Here is a 22,096-nt window from a genome sequence, read left to right on the forward strand (position 1 = left end):
ATGCGACTCTCCGTCACACGGCCCGTTCTCGCCGCGGCGCTCGCGCTGGCCGTCACCACGATCGGCACGCTGACAGTCGCCGTGCCCGCAGTGGCCAGGGCGCCCGAGTCCGCCACGCTGGCGGTCGACGGCGATCCGGACGATCCGATCAGCCAGGGCGAAGCCGTGGCTTTCTCTACGGCCTCCGGCGACGGCTTCAACGTGTGGGGCACGGCGAACCACCTCACGGTCCAGGTTTTCGACCCACCGGCCGGGCCCTGGACGATCGAGCTGAGTGCTCCCGTCAACCAGCCCCTGGTCGTGGGCACGTACACCGGGGCCACGGAGAACACCTACGAGAGCCCACTACCCGGCATCGTCCTGAGCGGTAACGACCGGGCCTGTCTGTTCGGGCAGACCGGTTCGTTCACCGTCACCGACATCTCCTGGGGCCCGCACGGTTACCTGGAGCGCTTCGACGCCACCTTCGAGCAACGCTGCAACTACAGCACCGGCACGGCCCGCGGTGAGGTGCACGTCGTCAACCCACCGGCGCCGCCGGTGTTGGCGGTCGGGGTCGAGGTGGCGACGCTGGGCACCGTCGACACCCGGACCGGCGAGGTGACGGTGCGGGGCACTGTCACCTGCACCGCACCGGCCACCGTGTACGTCGAGGGTGGCGTCACCCAGACGTGGCAGGGGCAGCGTGCCGAGGGCATCGTCCGGGCTGAGGTTGCCTGCGCTCCCGGTACGACGGTCGCCTGGACGTCCAGCTCGCCGTCGTTCACTCCGGCCCCGTTCCGGCGGGGCGCCGCGACCGTGTCCGCGAACGCCAGCTCCTACGACACGACGTACGACGTCTTCGTCGGCGACGCCGCCACCGCTGTGGTTCGGTTGCGCTAGGGCCGGCGGTGCCGGCCCGGCTCGTGGCGGCGACCCGGGCCGGCCGCTGCCGACCGGACGGCTGGCAGCCGACCGTCCGGCCGGAGCCCGCGCGCTCCGCGCCGCGGCTGGCTATGGTCGTCGGGTGAACCGACTCGCCGACGCCACAAGTCCCTACCTGCTCCAGCACGCCGACAACCCGGTCGACTGGTGGCAGTGGTCCGATGAGGCGTTCGCCGAGGCGAAGCGTCGGGACGTTCCGGTGCTGATCTCGGTGGGTTACGCGGCGTGCCACTGGTGTCACGTGATGGCCCACGAGTCGTTCGAGAACGAGCAGGTCGGCGCGCTGCTGAACGACAACTTCGTGTCGATCAAGGTGGACCGTGAGGAGCGTCCGGACGTGGACGCCATCTACATGACCGCCACCCAGGCGATGACCGGTCAGGGCGGTTGGCCGATGACCGTCTTCGCCACGCCGGACGGCACCCCGTTCTACTGCGGCACCTACTTCCCGCGTACCAATTTTGTGCAGTTGCTCCAGTCGGTCACCACGGCGTGGCGCGAGCAGCGCGAGGCGGTGCTGCGCCAGGGCGCCAACGTGGTCGAGGCGATCGGCGGGGCCCAGGCCGTCGGCGGCCCGACCGCCCCGCTGGACGCGCCGCTGCTCGACGCCGCGTCCGCCCGGCTCGCCGAGGAGTACGACGGTACGAACGGCGGCTTCGGCGGCGCCCCGAAGTTCCCGCCGCACATGAACATGCTCTTCCTGCTGCGCCACCACCAGCGCACCGGCGACACGGGCAGCCTGGAGATCACCAGGCACACCGCCGAGGCGATGGCCCGGGGCGGCATCTACGACCAGCTCGCCGGCGGTTTCGCGAGGTATTCGGTCGACGAGCACTGGACGGTGCCGCACTTCGAGAAGATGCTCTACGACAACGCGCTGCTGCTGCGCGTCTACACCCAGTTGTGGCGGCTCACCGGCGACCGGCTCGCCCGCCGGGTGGCACGGGACACCGCCCGGTTCCTCGCCGACGAACTGCACCGGCCGGGGCAGGGTTTCGCATCCGCGCTGGACGCCGACACCGAGGGTGTCGAGGGGCTCACCTACGCGTGGACGCCCGCCCAACTCGTCGAGGCGCTGGGCGAGGAGGACGGCCGGTTCGCCGCCGACCTGTTCACGGTGACCGACGCCGGCACCTTCGAACACGGCACGAGCGTGCTCCGGCTCGCCCGGGACGTGGACGACGCCGCCCCCGAGATCCGCGCCCGCTGGCAGCAGGTGGTCGGACGGCTGCTCGCGGCCCGGGACACCCGCCCGCAGCCCGCCCTCGACGACAAGGTGGTGGCCGCCTGGAACGGCCTGGCGATCACCGCCCTCGCCGAGTTCCAGCAGGTCGCCGCCGTGTACGCGTCGCCGCAGGACGAGGACGCCAACCTGATGGACGGCGTGACCATCGTCGCCGACGGGGCGATGCGCCAGGCGGCCGAGCACCTGGCCACAGTGCACCTGGTGGACGGGCGACTGCGCCGGGTCTCCCGGGACGGCACTGTCGGGGAGCCGGCCGGGGTCCTGGAGGACTACGGCTGTGTGGCCGAGGCCTTCTGCGCGCTGCACCAGCTCACCGGCGAGGGGCGCTGGCTCACCTTGGCCGGGCAGTTGCTGGACACCGCTCTGGAGCGCTTCGCCGCTGACGGCGGCGCCTTCTACGACACCGCCGACGACGCGGAGCGGCTGATCGCCCGCCCGGCCGACCCCACCGACAACGCCACCCCCTCCGGTCGGTCGGCACTCGTCGCCGGGCTGGTCGCGTACACGGCGTTGACCGGGGAGACGCGCTACCGGGAGGCAGCCGAGCAGGCCCTCGGCACCGTCGCGCCGATCGTCGGGCGACACCCCCGGTTCACCGGGTACGCGGCGATGAGCGGCGAGGCGCTGCTCTCCGGCCCGTACGAGATCGCCGTGGCGACCGACGACCCGGCCGGGGACCCGTTGGTGGCGGCGGCCCACCGGCACGCCCCGCCCGGAGCGGTGGTCGTCGCCGGACGACCGGACCAGGACGGTGTGCCGCTGCTCGCCGGGCGGCCGCTCGTCGACGGGCGGTCCGCCGCGTACGTCTGCCGGGGTTTCGTCTGCCAGCGGCCGGTCACCTCGGTCGAGGAGTTGGTCGCCGAACTCCGCTGACGCACACGCCCGGTAACCGGCGCTCCACCACCCCAGGAGGCCGGCGGCGGGTCCGGCGGTATGTCTGCCGGCCCTCCGGGCGGACCCGCCGGCGGCCCCGATAGGCTGGCCGCGCTATGGATTCCCGTACCGGTCTGCCAGTTGTCGGCATGGTGGGTGGCGGCCAGTTGGCCCGGATGACCCACCAGGCCGCGATCGCCCTCGGCCAGTCACTGCGTGTGCTCGCGACCGCGCCCGACGACGGAGCGGCGCTCGTCGCCGCCGACGTCCAGTACGGCGACCACACCGACCTGGCCGCGCTGCGTACCTTCGCCAAGGGCTGCGACGTCGTCACCTTCGACCACGAGCACGTGCCCTCCGAGCACATCCGCACGTTGGCGGCGGAAGGGGTGACCCTGTATCCGCCGGCGGACGCGCTGCTGCACGCCCAGGACAAGCAGGTCATGCGGGAACGCCTGACCGAGCTGGGCGCGCCCAACCCGGCGTGGCAGCCGGTCGCGACGCCGGCCGAGCTGGTCGACTTCGGGGAGCGGGTCGGCTGGCCGGTGGTGCTCAAGGCGGCCCGGGGCGGTTACGACGGCCGGGGCGTCTGGACGGTCGACGACGCCGCGCAGGCGGCCGAGTTGGCCACCACGCTGCTCGCCGGCGGCACCCGGCTGATCGTCGAGGAGCGGGTGCCGTTGCGGCGGGAGTTGGCCGTGCAGGTGGCCCGGTCGCCGTTCGGGCAGGTGGCCGCGTACCCCGTGGTCGAGACGGTGCAGCGGGACGGCATCAACGTGGAGGTGCTGGCCCCGGCGCCCGGCCTGGACGAGGAGTTGGCCGTCGCCGCCCAGCAGCTCGCCATCGACCTGGCCACCGCGCTTGGGGTGATCGGCCTGCTGGCCGTCGAGCTGTTCGAGGTACGCGACGACGCCGGCCGGCCGGCGATCGTGGTCAACGAGTTGGCGATGCGCCCACACAACTCCGGGCACTGGACCATCGAGGGCGCCCGGACATCGCAGTTCGAGCAGCACCTACGGGCGGTGCTGGACTACCCGATGGGCGACACGTCGCTGACCGCCCCGGTCGTGGTGTCGGCGAACGTGCTCGGCGGTGAGCCGGGCGGCATCTCCATCGACGAGCGGTTGCACCACCTCTTCGCCGCCGAGCCGGGCGCCAAGGTGCACCTGTACGGCAAGCAGGTGCGCCCCGGCCGCAAGATCGGGCACGTCACGGTGCTCGGTGACGACCTGGACGACCTTCGGGCCCGGGCCGGTCGGGCCGCGCGCTGGCTGCGCGACGGGCGCGAGTGAGCGACACCCCAGGGATGGGCGACGTTTCGGGTACGAGGAAAGGACCGCAGTGAGCACGGTTGGGCTGATCATGGGCAGCGACTCGGACTGGCCGACCATGCGGGCCGCCGCAGAGGTGTTGGACGACTTCGGCGTGCCGTACGAGGTGCGGGTGATCTCGGCGCACCGGACTCCGGTAGCCATGATCGAGTACGGCCGCGACGCCGCCGACCGGGGCCTCAAGGTGATCATCGCCGGGGCGGGTGGCGCCGCCGCGCTGCCGGGCATGGTGGCCTCGGTGACACCGCTGCCGGTGATCGGCGTACCGGTGCCGTTGAAACACCTGGACGGCATGGACTCGCTGCTCTCCATCGTGCAGATGCCGGCCGGCATCCCGGTGGCCACCGTGTCGATCGGCAACGCGCGCAACGCGGGCCTGCTCGCGGTGCGCATCCTTGGCGCTACCGACGAGGCGCTGCGCGCCAAGATGACGACGTACCAGCAGGAGCTCGAAGAGCTGGTGAAGGCCAAGGAGGCGACCCTCCGCGCGACCCTGCCCTAGCCTTTCTCTCCCCATTCCCCAGCCCTCGGGGCCCCTGGTCCGCGTGACCCCTGGTCCGCGCGGCCCCTGGTCCGCGCGGTCCTTGGTTTTCGCGGCCCCTGGTCCGCGCGGTCCTTGGTTTTCGCGGCCCCTGGTCCGCGAGATCCCTGGTCCGCGCGGCCCTTGACCGTCGCGATCTTGCGCTTTGTGTTGTCGTTAAAAGGCTTTTGTGACGATATTCCGCAACAGAAAGTGCAAGATCGCGCGGGCTGGGGGTTGCGCGGGGCTGGGGGTCGCGCGGGCTGGGGGTTGTGCGGGCTGGGGGTTGCGTGGGCTAGGGGCGTGGGGCGTGGGGTGAGGGCTCGGGGGGTTACCTCATGCCGCGGAGGGCGGTTTGTAGGCGCTCCTGGGCTCGGCGGCGGCGTTCGTTGCTCGCGCCGAGCACGAGCAGCAGGATGCCGACCGGGATGAGCGCCAGCCACGGGCCGAGGCTGAACAGGGCGTGGATCGCGGTGATCGCGGTGACCGACGCGCCGACGATCACCGGTGCCTGCTGACGGCTGGACGAGCCGAAGATCAGCACCGCGACCGCGCCGAGCAGCAGCAGCATCTGCCGTATCGTGCTCGACTCGGTGGCCAGCACGATCGCCAGCGTCGGCACGAAGGCGGCGACCAACGCCGGCCCGTACGCCACCCAGCTGCTCAGATCCGGTCGGTGCCGCAGTTCCAGCACCCCGACCAGGAGGGCCAACGCGGCGAACGGCAGCGTGTACGCCTCGGGCAGCGCCACGTCGGCGACGCGCATCAGGATCCACCACGCGGTGATCTCGCAGGCCACCACGGCCCAGAACAGGATCCGGCGCTCCGTCGGCCGGCGGCCGGGCCGGGTGGCCGCCACGCCCAGCACCGCACCCCAGGCGGCCAGCAGCGCGGCGATGTGTCGGGGCGAGTCGAAGGCGAGGGCCAGCGCGATCAGCGCGGCCGCGTAGCCGCTCCACTGGACCGTCGAGGCTTCCCGCTGCGCCTCCGGCTGCCGCAGTCGGGGCAGGACCGCGGCGAGCACCTGGAGGACGGCCCCGACCGCGAGCACCCCGAACGCGGACCAGACCGCGGCCAGCCCGGCGACCAGGCCGACGGTGAGCACGAAGAGCTGCGCCATCAGCGAAGCGAAGAGCCAGCCGAGGATGCGGGCCCGCTGGGTGGTGCCGAACAGCGCGGCCACCAGGCCCACGCCGACCGCCCCGCCGAGGGTGAACACCGTCATCTCCCGGGCGGCGAGGCTGCCGGCGAGCCCGGCGCCCCCGGCGGCCAGCCCGATGACGAACACCAGCACCCGGGCCAGTCGTAGCGAGCGGGCCGGCTCGACCAGCGGTGGTGGCGGGGTCAGCGCGAGGCCGAGCATCGCGATCGTGAAGACGGAAAGCGCCGCGAGGGTGCTCGCCGGCCAGCCGCTGCCCAGCGCGATGGGCGCGATCAGCAGCGTGACGGCCGCTCCCGGCAGCACCACCGGTACGGCACGGGAGCGTCGTCCACCGCTGAAACCGGTGGCGGCGAGTGCCGCCGACGCGGTGAGGAGCAACGCCGTCAGCACGTGGGTGGGGTCGACCACGTCCGGCGGCGGAGTCAGCAGCTCCGGCGGCGGACCCTGCCAGATCCGGCTCAGCGTGCGGTGCGGCTCGACGAGTGCGACGACGAGCGCGGGCGCGATCGAGGCGAGCGCCAGGGCGGTCGGCAGGGCCGCCGCCGCCAACGCGCCGGCGGCCGGGTCGACCCGCCACCGCCGCCGCTCCGGGTCGTCCGGTAGACGCCGGAGGGCGCCGTCGAGCCGTACCGCCCAGCGCCGGACCGGCTGGGCGGAGCTGATCGGAGGCACCGTGGCCGCCCGGATCAGCTCGGCGAGGACGCCGAGGAGGGCCGCCGCAGCCGCGTAGACGCCGGCGGCGAGGCCGGTGGGGATGGCGGCGAGCGCGGTGATGGCGGCTCCGCCGACCACCGCCACGCTGACCCAGGGCAGGTACTGAGGCACCTGCCGGCGGACCGCCGCCACCGCGGCGAGGCCCAGGCTGGTCGCGGCCAGCGCGGCCGTCAGCACCACCTGTGCGGAGTGGTCGAACTCCGCCGACAGCGCCGCCACCGCCCCGGGAAGGGCCAGCAGGGCGGCACCGACCGCCGCGCCGCCGATCTGCGCCAGGTGCGGTGGCATCCCCTCGGTCTCGATGTCGGTGACCTGGGGGCCGGCGAGGACACGGGCCAGCGCGGCCACCACCACGCCGATGAGTGCGATGCTGCCCAGCGCCAGCGCCGTGGTCCACGGCCGGACCAGGCCGGCGCCGGCGGCGTGCAACGCGACGATCCCGGCGACCGTGGCGCGGGACAGCCCGGCGCGTGCCTCCTCGGTGGCCACCGCCGCCATGCCGTACACGGTGGCGACCATCCCGCCGACCAGGACCGGCGACCACCAGGCCAGGTCGAATGCGGCCGGTGCGCCGATCGTGGCGAGCACCGCGGCCGCGCCGGACACGTCCCAGCGCCACGGCGGCGGGAGCAGGATGCCGGCGGCGAGGGCCAGCAGCGCCAGCGCGACCGGCGCCTGCCACGCCGCGCCGCCGACCGGAGCGGCCGGCCAGCCGCTCAGGTCGCCGTTCCAGATCGGACCGGGTGTGGCCAGCACGCCGACCCCGCCGCGGATCGCCGACCAGCCGGCGAGCACGCCGATCAGGGCGCCCCCGACGGCGAGGCCGAGGATCGGCCCGCGTCGCCACTCCTCGGGCATGCTGCGCGCGGCGACGGCGACCACCAGCAGCAGGGCGGCGGCCACCGCCAACTGCGCGCCCGGGGCGAGCACCGCTCCGATCCGGACCAGGGCGGCGACCAGGGCGGTGGTGACCGCAGCCGCGGCCAGGTCCGAGCCGTCCACGGTGAGGTCGGCCCGACGGCCGGCGTCGATGGACGGGGCGAGGAAGAGCAGCACCGCCGCGACCAGCAGGAGCGCGCCCACCCAGGCGTCGGCGACGGTCGCGCCCGGTGCGCCGAACGCGGCGGCGGTGACGATCAGCGCTCCGAGCCCGGCGCCCACCGACAGCGGCACGGGGATACGGCGTTGGGAGACCTGCACGACGGCGGCGTAACCGAGGGTCACGCAGACCGCCAGGAAGCTGGCCGCCAGGATCGGAATGGTCACCTCGCGCAGGCTGGCCGGCGTGAGGGTCGGCTCGCTCGGCAGGGTGGCGGCCACGAACGCGGCCACCGCACCGGGCAGCGCGAACGCCGCGCCGCCGGCCGCCCAGGCGGTGACCGTGTCGGAGGCGGCCGAGGCGATCCGGATCCGGGACGCCAGCGCGACGAGCGTGCCGGCCAGGAACACGGTGATCAGGACGGCGGCGGTGAGCGCGGGGCTGGACAGGCTGGCCCCGGCCCCGAACAGGCCGACCACTGCTGCCCCGACGGCGTGCGCCACGGCGGCCCGGTCGGTGCGGGCGGAGAGCCCGACGAGCCCGATACCGATCGCGGTGAGCACCATCGGCCAGGGTGCGGCGGTCCAGCCCAGACCGAGCGAGGCCGGAACGGCGAGCGCGGTGAGCACCGCGCCGGCGACCGCGAACTCCCGGCGGATGTCCGACGGCAGGGCCAGCACCGCCGCCACGGTGAGCAGGAACGCGGCGGCGGCGAGTTGCCAGGTGGTCGGCCCGACCGCGGCGGCCAGCTCGCCCGGGTACCGGTCGAGGTCGGGGTCCCAGGCGGGCAGCGCCGCCCGGACCGTCGCCACACCGGCACGCAGCGCGCCGCCGGCCACCACCAACCCACTGACCGTCAACGCCACCGCCGAGGCGAGCTGCGGGCCGCGTCGGGCCGCCTCCGGCACGGCGCGTACGGCCAGCCCGGTCACCGTGATGACCGCCGCGATCAGCAGCAGTGCCCGACCGGGCAGTGCCACCGAGGCGATCCGGCTGAGCGCGCCGATCACGGCGAGGGTCACGATGCCGGCGGCGACGTCGGGCAGCGGCGGTCGACGCAGCACCAGAGCGCCGGCCAGCCCGATCACCGCGGCCAGCAGCAGAACCGCACCGGCCCCGGTCGCGGTCGGCACCGTCTGGGCGCGCAGCAGCGCCGTCACCGCGTACGCAAGGGCGAGGGCGACCGCCACCGCGTGCAGCGCCCAGGTCAGCTCACGCAGGCCGGGCACCGGGCGGGCCGGCCGCGCGGCGGACGCCTCGGCGCCGGGGTCGACCAGCTCGGCGGCCTCCTCCGGGTCGCCCTCGGGTCGACTCTCGGCGTCGCGCTGCCGGGGCGCGGACGGAGGGCCCGGCGGCGGCGTGTCCTGCCGGACGGGGCGTTCCAGGGCCAGGCCGGAGCGGGCCAGGCCGAGGTCGAGCAGGGCCACCAGTGCCAGCACCAGCGCCCAGCCGCCCGGACCGGTGACCCGGTCGTACGCCAGCAGCGGCAGCACCGGCTGTGCGGCGAGCACCGTGGCGAAGCGGGGTGCGCGCAGGTTCGTCCAGCCGGCGTAGCCCAGGGCGACGACGGCGGTGACCGCGAAGATCGCTCCGGCGAAGATCGTGGGCGAGGCCCCACCGATGCCGATCTGGTCGACGGCCCAGAGGGCGTTGCCGGCGAGCGGCACCAGCAGCAGGCCGACCGCCGCGATGGTCTCGGCGGTGGAGGTGAGCCCGCGCCGGGCGAGCGCCGGCGGGGCGAGCAGCATCAGCACGGTCGCCAGGAGCAGGATGCCCAACCGGGCCAGGGCGTCCATCGAGCTGGTGGCCACCGCCGCGAACACCACGGCGGCCACCCCGAGCAGCAGCGCGCCCAGCCCGAGGGGGATGTTCTGCACCTCTCGCGAGGACGCCTCCGGTGGGTGCTCCGGGTTGTCCACGTCCAGCCACGTCGCCTCGGGCGGAGGGGGCGGCGGGTCGTCCGGGGCCGGTGGGGTGTTCTGGCGGGGGACCCGGGGCGGCGCTCCGGTGGTGGCCGTCGGTGGCCGTCGCCCGGGGCGGCGGCGGAGCACCCGGCGTGGTCGGGTGGCCTGCTTGAGGCGTTCCTCGCCGGCGTGGGCGAGGATGTCCCGTTGGAAGAGCGCGGCCTGCATCTTGGCGGCGATCTGCCGCTGCTCGCGGGCGATGGCGGCGTCGCGCGCCTTCATCTCCGCTATCGAGCGCTCGATGTCCGCCAGGTGCTCGACCCACTGTGGTTGGTCAGCCCCGCAGTGCGGGCACCGCACGGCCGGCTTGATCTCCCGGCCGCACGAGGAGCATTGAAAGGTCGCCACGACACCCCTCCACCCGCACTGTGGACATCCACTGTCGCAGCATGCCCAAAGCTGGCGCGGATTTCGACTCTTGTCGGCGGGTCCGGGGCAAACAACATCACCGGCCGGCCGTCGAGGTGGTCGACGACCGGCCGGTGACCGTCGCGCGGATCAGGGGCGGCCCATGCCCCGGTACTCCCAGCCGGCCTGGGTCCACATCGTCGAGTCGAGGCAGTTGCGGCCGTCGACGACCTTGCGGCCGTTGACCAGCTCGCCGAGGGCCACCGGGTCGGCGTTGCGGAAGTCGGCCCACTCGGTGAGGACGCAGACCAGGTCGGCGCCGCTGACCGCCTCGTTGATGCCGTCCTCGTAGGTCAGCTCGGGGACCGCGCGGCGGGCGTTCTCGGTGCCCTGCGGGTCGTACACGTGCACCTCGGCGCCGGCCTTGTGCAGCAGCGCGGCGACGGCGAGCGCCGGGGCGTCGCGGACGTCGTCGGTGTTGGGCTTGAAGGTCGCGCCGAGCACGGCGATCCGGGTGCCGGAGAAGTCCGGGCCGGCCGGGCCGGAGCGACGGCCGAGCAGGTCGGCGGCGAGCTGGAGCACCCGGGTACGGCGGCGCAGGTTGATCAGGTCGACCTCGTGCAGGAAGCGCAGCGCCTCGCCGGCGCCCAGCTCCTGGGCGCGGGCCTGGAACGCGCGGATGTCCTTGGGCAGGCAGGCGCCGCCGAACCCGAGGCCGGCCTGGAGGAACCGGTTGCCGATCCGCGGGTCGTAGCCGATCGCGCGGGCGAGCTGGGTCACGTCGCCGCCGGACGCCTCGCAGACCTCGGCCATCGCGTTGATGAACGAGATCTTGGTGGCCAGGAAGGCGTTCGCGGCGACCTTGACCAGCTCGGCGGTGGCGAAGTCGGTGACCACCAGGGGAACCTCGCGGTCCTCGGTGGCGGCCAGGTCGAACACGCCCTTGTGCGCGGCGTAGAGCATGCCGTTGGCCCACTCGCTCTTGACGCCGACGACGATCCGGTTGGGTCGCAGGACGTCGTCGACGGCGAAGCCCTCCTGGAGGAACTCGGGGCTCCACGCCACCTCGACGTCCAGGTCCTGCGGGGTGTGCTTGCCGACGAGCTGCTCCACCCACTCGGCGGTCCCGACCGGCACGGTGGACTTGCCGACGATCAACGCCTTGCGGGTCAGGTGCTGCGCGAGACTGGTGACCGACGCCTCGACGTACGAGAGGTCGGCGCCCATGCCGTCGGCCCGCTGCGGGGTGCCGACGCAGATGAAGTGCACGTCGCCGAAGTCGGCGGTCTCGGCGATGTCGGTGCTGAACCGGAGACGGCCGGCGGCGAGGTTACGACGCAGCAGTTCGTCCAGGCCGGGCTCGTGGATCGGCACCTGGCCGGCGTTCAGCATCGCGATCTTGTCGGCGTCGACGTCGAAGCCGAGCACCTCGTACCCGAGTTCGGCGTAGCAGATGGCGTACGTCGCGCCGAGGTAGCCGGTCCCCAGGAACGTCACCCGCGGCCGGGGCGCGCCCGAAGGCGGAGTCACCGCGGCGATGGCGGGGGTCGGCTGGATGGTGGGGTAGGGGATCGTCACGCCTGTCTTCTCCGCTCGCACTGGCGCCGCGTCGTCGCGTCGCATTCTGCTGCGGCGCCTGGGCGGGGCACCGGAGGGGTGGCTCACTGTCTCGGCTCCATCATCGCCCAGCGCGTGGGTACACCCTCACGCCCATACCTACGCGCCGGTAACATCACCTGAACTGCAGTCGCTAGTCTTCAGTCTGCGCGGTCGGCGGTCAGGAGTCGTCACAGACTGCGCATGATAGCGGTGAAGGGGAGAGCTGAGATGGCCGCAGGGGAGTCGTTCGACGTCTACGGGTTGCCCGAGGAGCACCAGGCGATCCGGGAAGCGGTGCGTGAGGTCTGCGCCGCCAAGGTGGCTCCGCACGCCGCCGAGGCGGACGAGACCGGGGAGTTCCCCAAGGCGTCCTACGACGCGCTGCGGGCCGCCGACTTCCACGCCCCGCACATCCCCGAGGAGTACGGCGGCGCGGGCGCCGACGCGCTGGCCACCGCCATCGTGATCGAGGAGGTGGCCCGCGCCTGCGCGTCCTCCTCGCTGATCCCGGCGGTCAACAAGCTCGGCACCATGCCGCTGTTGTTGTCCGGTTCCGCGGACCTCAAGCGCCGTTACCTGACGCCGGTCGCCGCCGGTGACGCCATGTTCTCCTACTGTCTCTCCGAGCCGGAGGCGGGCAGCGACGCCGTCTCGATGACCACCCGGGCCGTGCGTGACGGGGATCACTGGGTGCTCAACGGCGTGAAGCGCTGGATCACCAACGCCGGGGTGTCCGAGTTCTACACCGTCTTCGCCGTCACCGACCCGACGGCGCGGTCCCGGGGCATCTCGGCCTTCGTGGTCGAGAAGTCCGATCCCGGGGTCAGCTTCGGCGCCCCGGAGAAGAAGCTCGGGATCAAGGGTTCGCCCACCCGCGAGGTCTACCTCGACAACGTCCGGGTCCCGGCGGACCGCATGATCGGCGAGGAGGGCACCGGCTTCGCCACCGCGATGAAGACGCTCGACCACACCCGGGTCACCATCGCCGCCCAGGCCGTCGGGATCGCGCAGGGCGCGCTCGACTACGCCAAGGGGTACGCCGCCGAGCGCCGCCAGTTCGGCAAGGCGGTCGCCGAGTTCCAGGGCGTCCAGTTCATGCTCGCCGACATGGGCATGAAGCTGGAGGCGGCCCGCCAGTTGACGTACGCCGCGGCCGGCAGGTCCGAGCGTGGCGACGCGGACCTCACCTACTTCGGCGCGGCGGCCAAGTGCTTCGCGTCGGACGCCGCCATGGAGATCACCACCGACGCGGTCCAGTTGCTCGGTGGCTACGGCTACACGCGGGACTACCCGGTCGAGCGGATGATGCGGGACGCCAAGATCACCCAGATCTACGAGGGTACGAACCAGGTGCAGCGAATCGTCATGGCGCGACAGCTCCTGGCCGACGTCGGCTAAGGGCTGTGGCCCTGCGGTGGGCGGCCGCCGGACGGTCCCGGGTCGTCGCGGCGGTCGCCCGTGCGATCGGTCAACCGATCGCCGTACGCGGCGCGGTGCCCAACTCGGCCCTCTCGATCTCGGCGGAGCCCAGTAGGGCGCGGTGCGGGTTGCCCACCGGGGTCGGCTTGCCCACGGCGTAGCCCTGTGCGAAGTCCACGCCGTAGTCGCGCAGCAGGCTGAGGGTGGCGTCGTTCCCGACGAACTCGGCGGCGGTCCGGATCCCCAACCCGCGGCACATGTCGACGAACGAGCGGACGATCACCTGATCGGGTCGGGACTCCTCGATCTTGCTGATGAAGTCGCCGTCGATCTTCACCAGGTCGATCGGGAAGTACTTCAGGTAGGTGAACGTGCCGTACCCGGAGCCGAAGTCGTCGAGGGCCAGCCGACAACCGATGTCCCGGATCCCGCAGGCGAAGTCGATCGCCTGGGTCAGGTTGCCGATCAACGCCGTTTCGGTGATCTCGAAGGTGATCTGCGACGGGTCGATGGCATGCCGTTTCACGACGGCGTGGACATGCTCCAGTAGGTGCGGGTCGCCCAGCGAGCGGCCCGAGACGTTCACCTGATAGTGCGATGTCTGCGGTCCGTGTGCGATCAGCTCCATGGTGTGGTCGATGACCCAGCGGTCTATCGGCCAGATCTCGTCGACCCGCTCGGCGACGTCCAGGAACGCCGACGGCGCGACCGGCTGGCCGGTGCCGTCGAGTACGCGAAGCAGGATCTCCTGACGGGTGATCTGGTTGAGGCTCAGGTCGAGGATCGGTTGGGCGTAGAGCGCGAAACTGTTGCCGGCGACCGCGGCGCGAATTCTGCTGCGGCAGGTCTCCTGCCGATCCTCGGGACGGGCCGGCTGGCGCAGCACGGTCAGCGCCAGGCCCTGCCGTTTGGCCTGTCGCCATGCGCTCTCGGCGTCGACGAGCAGATCGAAGCCCCTGCTGTCGTCGCCGTCCTGGTACCGGACGAGACCGCCCCAGGCGTCGAGGCGTACCCGTTCGCGGTGCTGTCCGATGACGAAGGAGTGACCGCGCAGGCTCTCGATGATGCTCTCCGCGATGGTGGTGGCCGACGTCATCGTGGTGTTGTGCAGGAGGACGCCGAACTCGCCGGGGCCGACCAGCCCACAGACGGCGGTCCGCCGGGCCACGTTCTTCACCACGCCGGCTATCGCGGCGGCGAGGCGGTCCTGGGCCGCGTGGTCGTGACCCGAGTTCGGTAGGTTCAGCGGCTCGGCGGCCACCACCAGCAGGACGCCCGATCCGCCGCGTTGGGTCCGGTCGACCTCGTCGGCGAAGCGGGGGCGGGTCAGCAGGCCGGTCGCCGGGTCACGGCTGATCAGCTCGATCCGTGCGGTCTCACACCGGCGGGCGAGCCGGTCCCGCTCCTGACGGGCCAACTCCAGGTCGGTGACGTCCTGGCCGGTGCCGATGATGCCGTGCGGCTGGTCGAACCGGTCGATCAGGACCTCGATGTAGCAGTGCACGTACCTGGTGGTGCCGTCCGGCCGGACCACCCGGTACGTCGTCTCCTTGACGGTCTGCTCCCGCCACGCCGCGTGGATGGTCCGCCTGACGCCGGGCGCGTCCTCGGCATGGACCAGATCGAAGAGCAGATCGGTGGAGGGCCGGATCGTCCCGGGAGCGCACCCGAGGATGAGGGACATCTCGTCCGACCAGGAGATTTCCCCGGTGGCGGAGATCCAGGTGATGGTGCCCAGCTTCGCCAGTTGGGCCGCGCGGGCGATCCGGGCGGCCTCGTCGGCGTCGGTGTTCAGCGGGTCGTGCGGGTCGACGTCCACGACGAGATCTCGCCCGGCCGTCACGGCGTGGGAGTAGGCCTGCTGGATCTGCCGGCTGGCCCGCCGGGCCCGCGCGCGTTCCAGGGGAGTGGCGGCACGCTGGGCCGCGAGAGCCAGGATGTCGTCGAGGTTCACGATGGCCTCCCCGTCGGCGGCTTGTGGAACCCGGCCTGTTCCGCGAGGCGCTGGAGGTGCTGACGCGCCTGCTGCTTGTAGGCGCGGACGGTGGTGTGGGCGAGGCCCAGCATCTTGGCGATGTCGAGGTCACACCAGCCGTCGAAGAAGAGGACGAAGACCTCTGCCTGGCGTGGCGGGAGTTGCTGGAGCCACGCGACGAGAAGCTCGTCCGCTTCCCGGGGGTCGGTCGGCTGGGTGAGGAGTTCGGGTGGCAGCTCGTCCAGGTTCGTCGTGGTCGTGTTGGTGCGGGTCCGCCGGGTCTGCTGTCCCAGGAGCTTGTGCCGCGCGGTCTTGAACACCCACGCCAGGGGCTTCTCGAAGCCGCGGATCTGGGCCCACTTGGCCCGGGCGGTGATGAACGTCTCCTGGATGGCCTCGTCCACCAGGTCCCGGTCCGCGCAACGGGCGCGCAGGAAGCGCTCGACCTGTAGGAAGTTGTCGTCGCAGAAGGTGGCGAAGCTGGCGTCGAGCTCGGCCCGCGTCGGCTCCGTCGAGCGGGTCGCGGCGCGGGTCGCGGCGGAGCTGTTCCTGATCACGCCGCCTCCTTGTCGCTGGTCCGCTGCGGCCCCCGCAGCTCCACGACACGGTGCCCGTCGCGGTCCCGTTCATCGATCTTGATGTTCTCGTGGCGGCCACTGACCAGGGTGATCAGGCCGGCGGCGCGGGCCGCCGTACGCGCGGACAGCTCCCGCTCCGCGTGGATCCGGGTGCGGTGCCGGAGGTAGGCACGGACCAGCCCGATCACCACCCCGGCCACCATTCCCACCAGCATGACGATCGAGCCATCAGGAAGGAGCCCTCGCAAATGATCGTTCATCCTCGCCTCACGCATCCGTAGTTGCCGTTCCGCATATAACTCTCTGTGGAAGGCGCGAATGTAGGTGGCGACGGTGGTCAAATCTGTGTGCATGATCAGCGTGTGGGTGCTGAGCTGCGGCTGATCCACCTTTCGACCACAATAGACGGTACGTTCGTCGGCTAGGGAGCGAAAACGTGAATGACACGCTCTGTAGCTACAACGCGGCTGATGGTGCTCGGCCATAAATGGGAATTTCATCTAACGCGAATTGCGCTCATTCTGCGTTGGTGGCGTCCCCGACGTCGTGATCCCGCACACGTGGGGATCGTGCGCGGCCGCTACGACGTTGTCGAAACGCGAAAGAATCTTTCCTGCCCCGTCCTGCCCCGCCCCGCCCTGCCCTGCCCTGCCCCGCCCGCACGGCGCAGGCGTGCCCGCCCCATGACAGAGATCGAGATGATGAAGCAGTTGGTGGAGAAGACCGAACACGACCCGGCGACCGGGGACGTGCTGCCCGGCGACCTGATGACCAATCGCCAACGGACGCAGCTCGTCCTCGTGCTGGGCGCGCTGATCGCGATTGGGCCGTTGACCATCGACATGTATCTGCCGGCGCTGCCGGCGATCACGTCCGGCCTGGAGACCACCGAGACCGCTGTGCAGTTGACGCTGACCGGCACGTTGATCGGCCTCGCGGTGGGTCAGTTGCTGATCGGTCCGCTCTCCGACGTGGTCGGTCGGCGGCTACCGCTGCTGGCCGGGCTGGCCGCGCACATCGTGGCGTCCGTGCTGTGCGTGTTCGCGCCCACCATCGCCGTGCTCGGCGCGCTGCGCGTCCTGCAGGGGCTCGGCGTCGCGGCCGCCACCGTCGTCGCGACGGCCGTCGTCCGCGACCTGTTCAGCGGCACCTCCTTCGCCCGGATCTTCTCCCGCCTGATGCTCGTCATGGGCCTGGCGCCCATCCTCGCGCCGACGCTCGGCAGTGCCCTACTGAGCTGGACCGACTGGCGGGGTGTCTTCGCGGCGCTGGCGGTGCTCGGTGTGCTGCTGATCGTCGTCGCCGCGTTCCGGCTGCCGGAGACGCTTCCGGTCGCCCGTCGCCGACACGGCGGGGTCGGCGCCACGATGCGCGATTACCGGGGGCTGTTCAACGACCGCGCGTTCGTCGGCCTGGTGCTGGTCGCCGGCCTGGCGATGGCGGCCCTGTTCGGGTACGTCTCGGGTTCGTCGTTCGTGCTCCAACAGGAGTACGGCCTCGACGAGCAGCAGTTCGGGGTGGCCTTCGGTGCCGGCGCGGTGGGCCTGATCGGGGCCACCCAGTTCAACGTCCGGCTGCTGCGCCGCTACACCCCACAGCAGATCCTGGTCAGCGCCCTGATCGCCGGAACGGCGGCCGGGCTGCTGCTGGTCCTGTTCGCGGCGACCGGCTTCGGTGGCCTGGGCACCCTGCTCGCGTCCCTGTGGCTGGTCCTGGCCGCCGCCGGCCTGGCCCTACCGAACGCGCCGGCGCTGGCGATGAGCCGGCACAGCGAGGCCGCCGGCACGGCCGCGGCGCTGCTCGGCGCGGTGCAGTTCGGCATCGGTGCGCTGTCCGCGCCGCTCGCCGGCCTCTTCGGCACCGGGAGCGTGCCGATGGCGATCGTCATCGCCGGTGGTATGGCCGCCGCGCTGGCCGTGATGCTTCTCGTCGTGCCCCGCGCCAGCCTCGGCGCCGTCGATCCGGAACTGGCGGTCGCCGCGCACTAGCGGAGCTTCGAACGGAGGGCGGGCCGGTCACCCGGCCCGCCCCGACGATCAGCGGATCTCGGTGGTGGTTTCGTCCTCCGGGCGCGACTGGCCGCGCGGCGGGGCGGACCAGGGCGACTCGCCACCCACCCGACGGGGCAGCGGCTCGGTCGGGGTCGGGTCGGCCGGGTAACCGAGAGTGACGGGTGGGGTGTCCCGCTCCGTGGCGGCGGGCGACGGCCAGTCGGTCAACGTGAAGTCGTCCTTGCCGGGGCCGGCGTCCGGCGTCGGCGCGGGCGCGGGCGTCGTCGCGACCGTCGGGCTCGGCCAGGGCCGCCACCGCTGCACGCTGAAGGTCGCCATCAGCAGCAGGAGACCGATCAGGAAGAGCGTGCCGTTCTCCACGGGCAACCGCAGCGGCAACGGATCGCCGAACACCTTCCACTCGTGCGGGATCGCGTCCCGCGTCGAGAAGGGTGCCACGAACATCCCGATGTACGGGGTGACCAGCAGCGCCCCGGCCACCAGCGGGCCCAGCGGCGAGACGCGCAACGTGCCGAGCAGGCCCAGCAGGACACCGCCGACACCCAGATAAACGGCCGGCTCGATCAGGTTGGCGGTGTTGAACGTGCCGATCTCCACCCAGCGGTCGACCGTCCGGCTCGACCCGTCCTGCCCGAGTGTGACCAGCACCCAGGTGATGGGCGCCACCACCAACCCGGCGAGGAAGCTCCAGAGATGTCGCATCCGCGCACCGTACCGTTTCCGGCATGACTGAGCACCTCTCCGCCGCACCGAACGGCAAGCCGACGTCGTACTCGCGCGTCACTCTCAGTAAGATCATGACCGCGGTGGACGTCAACCTGTACGGCACCGTGCACGGCGGGGTCCTGATGAAGTTCGTCGACGACGTGGCCGGGGCGGCCGCCGCACGGCACAGCGGCGGAACCGCTGTGACAGCGGCGATCGACGAGATCGTCTTCTCCGAGGCCGTCCGGGTCGGCGACCTCGTGCACGCGCACGCGCAGGTGAACTGGACCGGCCAGACCTCGATGGAGGTGGGCGTCCGGGTGGTCGCCGAACGCTGGGACTCGGCCGAGGACGCGCCGGTCCGGGTGGCCACCGCGTACCTGGTCTTCGTCGGCGTGGACGTCGGCGGCGCGCCGCGCGCGGTCCGCCCGGTGCTGCCGGAGACGGCCGAGGACGAGCGCCGGTTCAAGGAGGCGGAGATCCGCCGTGCGCACCGGCTGGCCCGTCGCCGCGCCATCCAGGCCCACCGGGCGGGTTGACCCACATGAGGCGGACCCGCCCAGTGTGGGACGGGCACGCGTCGGTACGCGTACCCGGTGCGCAGAATGGCGCTTCGAGGTAGGGCAAGATGGCGCCACGGCCCACGCACAGTGTCGTGCCGGGCCAGGGGAGGGGTGGAGCAGTGGGTGACATGCTGTGGGCGCCGCCGGCGGACGTACGCGACAGGTCCCGGATCGGCGGCTACCTGCGCTGGCTGCGCGAGCACCGTGGGCTGGACTTCGCCGACTACGACGCGCTGTGGCGCTGGTCCACCACCGACCTGGACGCGTTCTGGCGCTCGATCTGGGACCACTTCGCTGTCGTCGCGCACACCCCGCCGACCGCCACCCTGGCCGAGCGGGCCATGCCCGGCGCCCGCTGGTTTCCCGGGGCGACGCTCAACTACGCGGAGAACGTGCTGCGCATGCCGGGACGGGCGGATGACGACCCGGTGGTGATCGCGCACGGGCAGACCCGGGAGCCGGTCACGCTGACCGCGGCGGAACTACGCGACGAGGTCCGCCGCGTGTCGGCCGGGCTGCGCCGGCTCGGCGTCACCGCCGGGGACCGGGTCGCGGCGTACGCCCCGAACATCCCCGAGACGTACGTGCTGTTGCTGGCCACCGCCAGCCTGGGCGCGATCTTCTCGTCCTGTGCGCCCGAGTTCGGCACCCGCAGCGTCACCGACCGCTGGCGGCAGATCGAGCCCACGGTGCTGGTCGCCGTGGACGGCTACCGGTACGGGGACAAGCCGGTGGACCGGCGGGCCGAGGTCGCCGCGATCCGGGCCGCCCTGCCGTCGCTGCGGCACACCGTCGGCATCGGTTACCTGGACCCGGCCGCGGTCCCCGAGGACGACGCACTGAGCTGGGCCGACCTGGCCGCGCCCACCGACGAGCCGTTGACGTTCACGCCGGTGCCGTTCGACCACCCGCTCTACGTGCTCTACTCCTCGGGTACGACCGGGCTGCCCAAGCCGATCGTGCACGGCCACGGCGGCATCCTGCTGGAGCACCTCAAGATGCTCGCCCTGCACCACGACCTCGGCCCGGCGGACCGGTTCTTCTGGTTCACCACCACCGGCTGGATGATGTGGAACTTCCTGGTCTCCGGGCCGGCGGTGGGCGCGGCCATCGTGCTGTTCGACGGCAACCCGGGGGTCCGGGCGGAACCCGGCCGCCCGGCCGAGCCGGACCTCGGTGGGCTGTGGCGGCTGGCCGCGGAGACCGGCACCACGTACTTCGGCACCTCCGCGCCGTTCCTCCTGGCCTGCCGCAAGGCCGGGCTGGTGCCCCGGGACGTCGCCGACCTGTCCGCGCTGCGCGGCGTGGGCTCCACCGGTGCGCCGCTGCCCGCCGAGGGCTTCCACTGGGTGTACGAGACGGTGGGCGACCACCTCCAACTCCAGTCGCTGTCCGGCGGCACCGACGTGTGCACCGGCTTCGTCGGCGGGGTGCCGCTGCTCCCGGTGTACGCCGGCGAGATCGCCTGTCGGGCGCTCGGCGCGAAGGTGGAGGCCCGCTCGGCCGACGGCACGCCGGTGATCGGTGAACTCGGCGAGCTGGTGATCACCGAGCCGATGCCGAGCATGCCGGTGGGCTTCTGGAACGACACCGACGGCACCCGCTACGCCGAGGCGTACTTCGACGTCTACCCGGGCGTCTGGCGGCACGGCGACTGGATCACCATCAACGAGCGGGGTGGCTGCGTGATCACCGGGCGCTCCGACGCCACGCTGAACCGTGGTGGCGTGCGGCTGGGCACCGCCGAGTTCTACTCGGTGGTCGAAGGGCTCGACGAGGTGCTCGACTCCGTCGTCGTACACCTGGAGGACGACGAGGGCGGCGCCGGCGAGCTGCTGCTCTTCGTGGTGCTGGCCGAGGGTCTGGAGTTGGACGACCCGATGCGCGCGAAGATCTGCCGTGAACTGCGGACCGCGCTCTCCCCCCGGCACGTGCCGGACGAGATCCACCAGGTGCGGTCGGTGCCCCGTACCCTCTCGGCGAAGAAGCTGGAGGTGCCGGTCAAGAAGATCCTCACCGGCACTCCCGTCGACCAGGCCGCTGCCAAGGGCGCCCTGGCCAACCCCGAGTCCCTGACCGCCTTCGCAACCCTGGCGCAACGCCGCCCCAACACCAGCGCCCCCGCCTAACCACCCCCCTCGCGCCCTCGCGCGCCGCCGCGCCCCCTCTTGTCGTCGCGATCTTGCACTTTCTGCTGCGGCATAAGGGGTACTCCGCGCATTTCGGCAACAGAAAGTGCAAGATCGGCGGGGCGGGGCGGGGCATCAGCGGGGCGGGGGCACTGCGGGTGGGGTGGGGTTACGGGAGGGGGTGGGTGACCTTCTCGGTGGCCAGGCGGGTGGGGAGCTTGTCCTGGGCCAGGTTGGCGCAGAGGACGACGGTGGCGGCCCGGGTCAGCGGGGCCAGGAGCCAGTCCACCGGGTCGGGGTAGCGGGCGGTGTCGACCAGGATCCGCGCGCCGGGCTCGATGCCCAACTCGGTGGCGCGGGCCTCGGCGCGGGCCAGCAGGTGCGCGTCGGTGGGGCCGGGCCCGGGTTGCGGACGGAAGTGGTCACCGTGGCGGCGTACCTCGACCACGTAGTCGACGAACCCGGGCGGCACCTGCCGGAGCGGGGCGGCCAGCGGGGCCAGGCCGAGGGCGTACCGTTCGTCGGCCGACCAGGACTGGGCCTCGTCGAACCGGTCGGCGGCGGCGAAGAGGACGTCGACGTCCCCCGGCCTGTCGACGACGCCGAGCTTGGCCGACCAGCAGCCCAGCAGCACCGCGGCGGTCTGCCAGTGCGGCGGCAACAACACGCCGGCCTCGGTGCCCGGCGCGAGGCCCACCTCGTCGACGAGGAGGTTGGCGGTCTTCGCCACCCAGTTGGCGAGGGTGACGCCGGAGAGTTCGGTGCGGTCGCCGGTGGCGTCGTCGTACCAGGTGAGCAGCGGTCGGGTCGGGTCGGTCGCGAACGCGTCGGCGAACACCCGGGCAATGTCGTCGGCCATCGGCGCGAACGATACGCCAGCACGGGCCGTACTCGATGACGATGACAAGTCGGCGTACGGTCGGGTCGCAGTCAGCGTGGGCCGCGCGTCCCGGCGTAGGCTTGACCCCCGGAGTGTTGTTCCCCACAGACCCGCC

Annotated in this window: 15 protein-coding genes; 8 read left to right on the forward strand and 7 right to left on the reverse strand. The window is 72.5% G+C overall.

Translation table 11 applies throughout. The features are described 5' to 3' along the window. The 4 genes from O7634_RS14490 to purE all read left to right on the forward strand — a co-directional run bounded on the left by O7634_RS14490 (nt 1) and on the right by purE (nt 4,876). Nucleotides 1-882, forward strand: a complete 882-nt coding sequence (locus O7634_RS14490) for a hypothetical protein (RefSeq protein ID WP_278150649.1) — start codon at nt 1-3, stop codon at nt 880-882. A gap of 124 nt (nt 883-1,006) precedes the next feature. Further along, nucleotides 1,007-3,043: a thioredoxin domain-containing protein gene (locus O7634_RS14495; RefSeq protein WP_278150650.1), complete on the forward strand. Its 2,037-nt coding sequence runs from the start codon at nt 1,007-1,009 to the stop codon at nt 3,041-3,043. Between the two features lie 116 nt (nt 3,044-3,159). Next, a complete protein-coding gene (locus tag O7634_RS14500; protein WP_278150651.1) occupies nt 3,160-4,335 on the forward strand; it encodes a 5-(carboxyamino)imidazole ribonucleotide synthase in 1,176 nt (391 codons plus the stop codon). Between the two features lie 49 nt (nt 4,336-4,384). Next, complete coding sequence (gene purE, locus O7634_RS14505; protein ID WP_278150652.1) at nt 4,385-4,876, forward strand: 5-(carboxyamino)imidazole ribonucleotide mutase; 492 nt, start codon at nt 4,385-4,387, stop codon at nt 4,874-4,876. A gap of 349 nt (nt 4,877-5,225) precedes the next feature. Here the strand turns inward: purE and O7634_RS14510 are convergent, their stop codons facing one another. Further along, on the reverse strand, nt 5,226-10,121 hold the full coding sequence (locus tag O7634_RS14510) for a permease (protein ID WP_278150653.1): 4,896 nt from the start codon (nt 10,119-10,121) through the stop codon (nt 5,226-5,228). A gap of 150 nt (nt 10,122-10,271) precedes the next feature. Further along, complete coding sequence (locus O7634_RS14515; protein ID WP_278150654.1) at nt 10,272-11,699, reverse strand: UDP-glucose/GDP-mannose dehydrogenase family protein; 1,428 nt, start codon at nt 11,697-11,699, stop codon at nt 10,272-10,274. Nucleotides 11,700-11,948: 249 nt separating this feature from the next. Here O7634_RS14515 and O7634_RS14520 point away from each other — a divergent pair, with 249 nt between their 5' ends. Beyond that, nucleotides 11,949-13,118 carry an acyl-CoA dehydrogenase family protein gene (locus O7634_RS14520; RefSeq protein WP_278150655.1) on the forward strand — a complete coding sequence of 390 codons (1,170 nt, stop codon included), beginning with the start codon at nt 11,949-11,951 and terminating at the stop codon, nt 13,116-13,118. A 70-nt stretch (nt 13,119-13,188) separates the two neighbouring features. Here O7634_RS14520 and O7634_RS14525 read toward each other — a convergent pair whose 3' ends face one another. The 3 genes from O7634_RS14525 to O7634_RS14535 are packed head-to-tail and all read right to left on the reverse strand — an operon-like array spanning nt 13,189 to nt 16,081. Continuing rightward, complete coding sequence (locus O7634_RS14525) at nt 13,189-15,093, reverse strand: GGDEF domain-containing phosphodiesterase (RefSeq protein WP_278150656.1); 1,905 nt, start codon at nt 15,091-15,093, stop codon at nt 13,189-13,191. Continuing rightward, nucleotides 15,090-15,671, reverse strand: a complete 582-nt coding sequence (locus O7634_RS14530; protein ID WP_278150657.1) for an RNA polymerase sigma factor — start codon at nt 15,669-15,671, stop codon at nt 15,090-15,092. The genes O7634_RS14525 and O7634_RS14530 overlap by 4 nt, the downstream gene beginning before the upstream one ends. Continuing rightward, entirely contained in the window at nt 15,668-16,081 is a 414-nt protein-coding gene (locus tag O7634_RS14535; RefSeq protein ID WP_278150658.1) for a hypothetical protein, read from the reverse strand. Before O7634_RS14535 ends, O7634_RS14530 begins: the two co-directional genes overlap by 4 nt. A gap of 378 nt (nt 16,082-16,459) precedes the next feature. Here O7634_RS14535 and O7634_RS14540 point away from each other — a divergent pair, with 378 nt between their 5' ends. Continuing rightward, nucleotides 16,460-17,680, forward strand: coding sequence for a multidrug effflux MFS transporter (locus tag O7634_RS14540; protein ID WP_278153974.1), 1,221 nt, complete (start codon nt 16,460-16,462; stop codon nt 17,678-17,680). Nucleotides 17,681-17,728: 48 nt separating this feature from the next. Here O7634_RS14540 and O7634_RS14545 read toward each other — a convergent pair whose 3' ends face one another. Then, complete coding sequence (locus tag O7634_RS14545) at nt 17,729-18,406, reverse strand: hypothetical protein (protein WP_278150659.1); 678 nt, start codon at nt 18,404-18,406, stop codon at nt 17,729-17,731. A 23-nt stretch (nt 18,407-18,429) separates the two neighbouring features. On the opposite strand from O7634_RS14545, the gene O7634_RS14550 reads away from it, so the two are divergent. After that, nucleotides 18,430-18,948 carry a hotdog domain-containing protein gene (locus O7634_RS14550; RefSeq protein WP_278150660.1) on the forward strand — a complete coding sequence of 173 codons (519 nt, stop codon included), beginning with the start codon at nt 18,430-18,432 and terminating at the stop codon, nt 18,946-18,948. A gap of 143 nt (nt 18,949-19,091) precedes the next feature. Continuing rightward, nucleotides 19,092-21,101: an acetoacetate--CoA ligase gene (locus O7634_RS14555; protein ID WP_278150661.1), complete on the forward strand. Its 2,010-nt coding sequence runs from the start codon at nt 19,092-19,094 to the stop codon at nt 21,099-21,101. 169 nt (nt 21,102-21,270) lie between these two features. Here O7634_RS14555 and O7634_RS14560 read toward each other — a convergent pair whose 3' ends face one another. After that, on the reverse strand, nt 21,271-21,960 hold the full coding sequence (locus tag O7634_RS14560) for a TIGR03089 family protein (protein ID WP_278150662.1): 690 nt from the start codon (nt 21,958-21,960) through the stop codon (nt 21,271-21,273). Between the last annotated feature and the right edge of the window lie 136 nt (nt 21,961-22,096).

The organism is Micromonospora sp. WMMD1120 (assembly GCF_029626235.1).
Taxonomy (GTDB): Bacteria; Actinomycetota; Actinomycetes; order Mycobacteriales; family Micromonosporaceae; genus Micromonospora.

What these genes read in the sequence shown, in the direction of transcription:
- O7634_RS14490 (WP_278150649.1), top strand. Translation starts at nt 1, where the DNA reads ATGCGACTCTCCGTCACACGGCCCGTTCTCGCCGCGGCGCTCGCGCTG.
- O7634_RS14500 (WP_278150651.1), top strand. Translation starts at nt 3,160, where the DNA reads ATGGATTCCCGTACCGGTCTGCCAGTTGTCGGCATGGTGGGTGGCGGC.
- O7634_RS14520 (WP_278150655.1), top strand. Translation starts at nt 11,949, where the DNA reads ATGGCCGCAGGGGAGTCGTTCGACGTCTACGGGTTGCCCGAGGAGCAC.
- O7634_RS14540 (WP_278153974.1), top strand. Translation starts at nt 16,460, where the DNA reads ATGACCAATCGCCAACGGACGCAGCTCGTCCTCGTGCTGGGCGCGCTG.
- O7634_RS14545 (WP_278150659.1), bottom strand. Translation starts at nt 18,406, where the DNA reads ATGCGACATCTCTGGAGCTTCCTCGCCGGGTTGGTGGTGGCGCCCATC.
- O7634_RS14550 (WP_278150660.1), top strand. Translation starts at nt 18,430, where the DNA reads ATGACTGAGCACCTCTCCGCCGCACCGAACGGCAAGCCGACGTCGTAC.
- O7634_RS14560 (WP_278150662.1), bottom strand. Translation starts at nt 21,960, where the DNA reads ATGGCCGACGACATTGCCCGGGTGTTCGCCGACGCGTTCGCGACCGAC.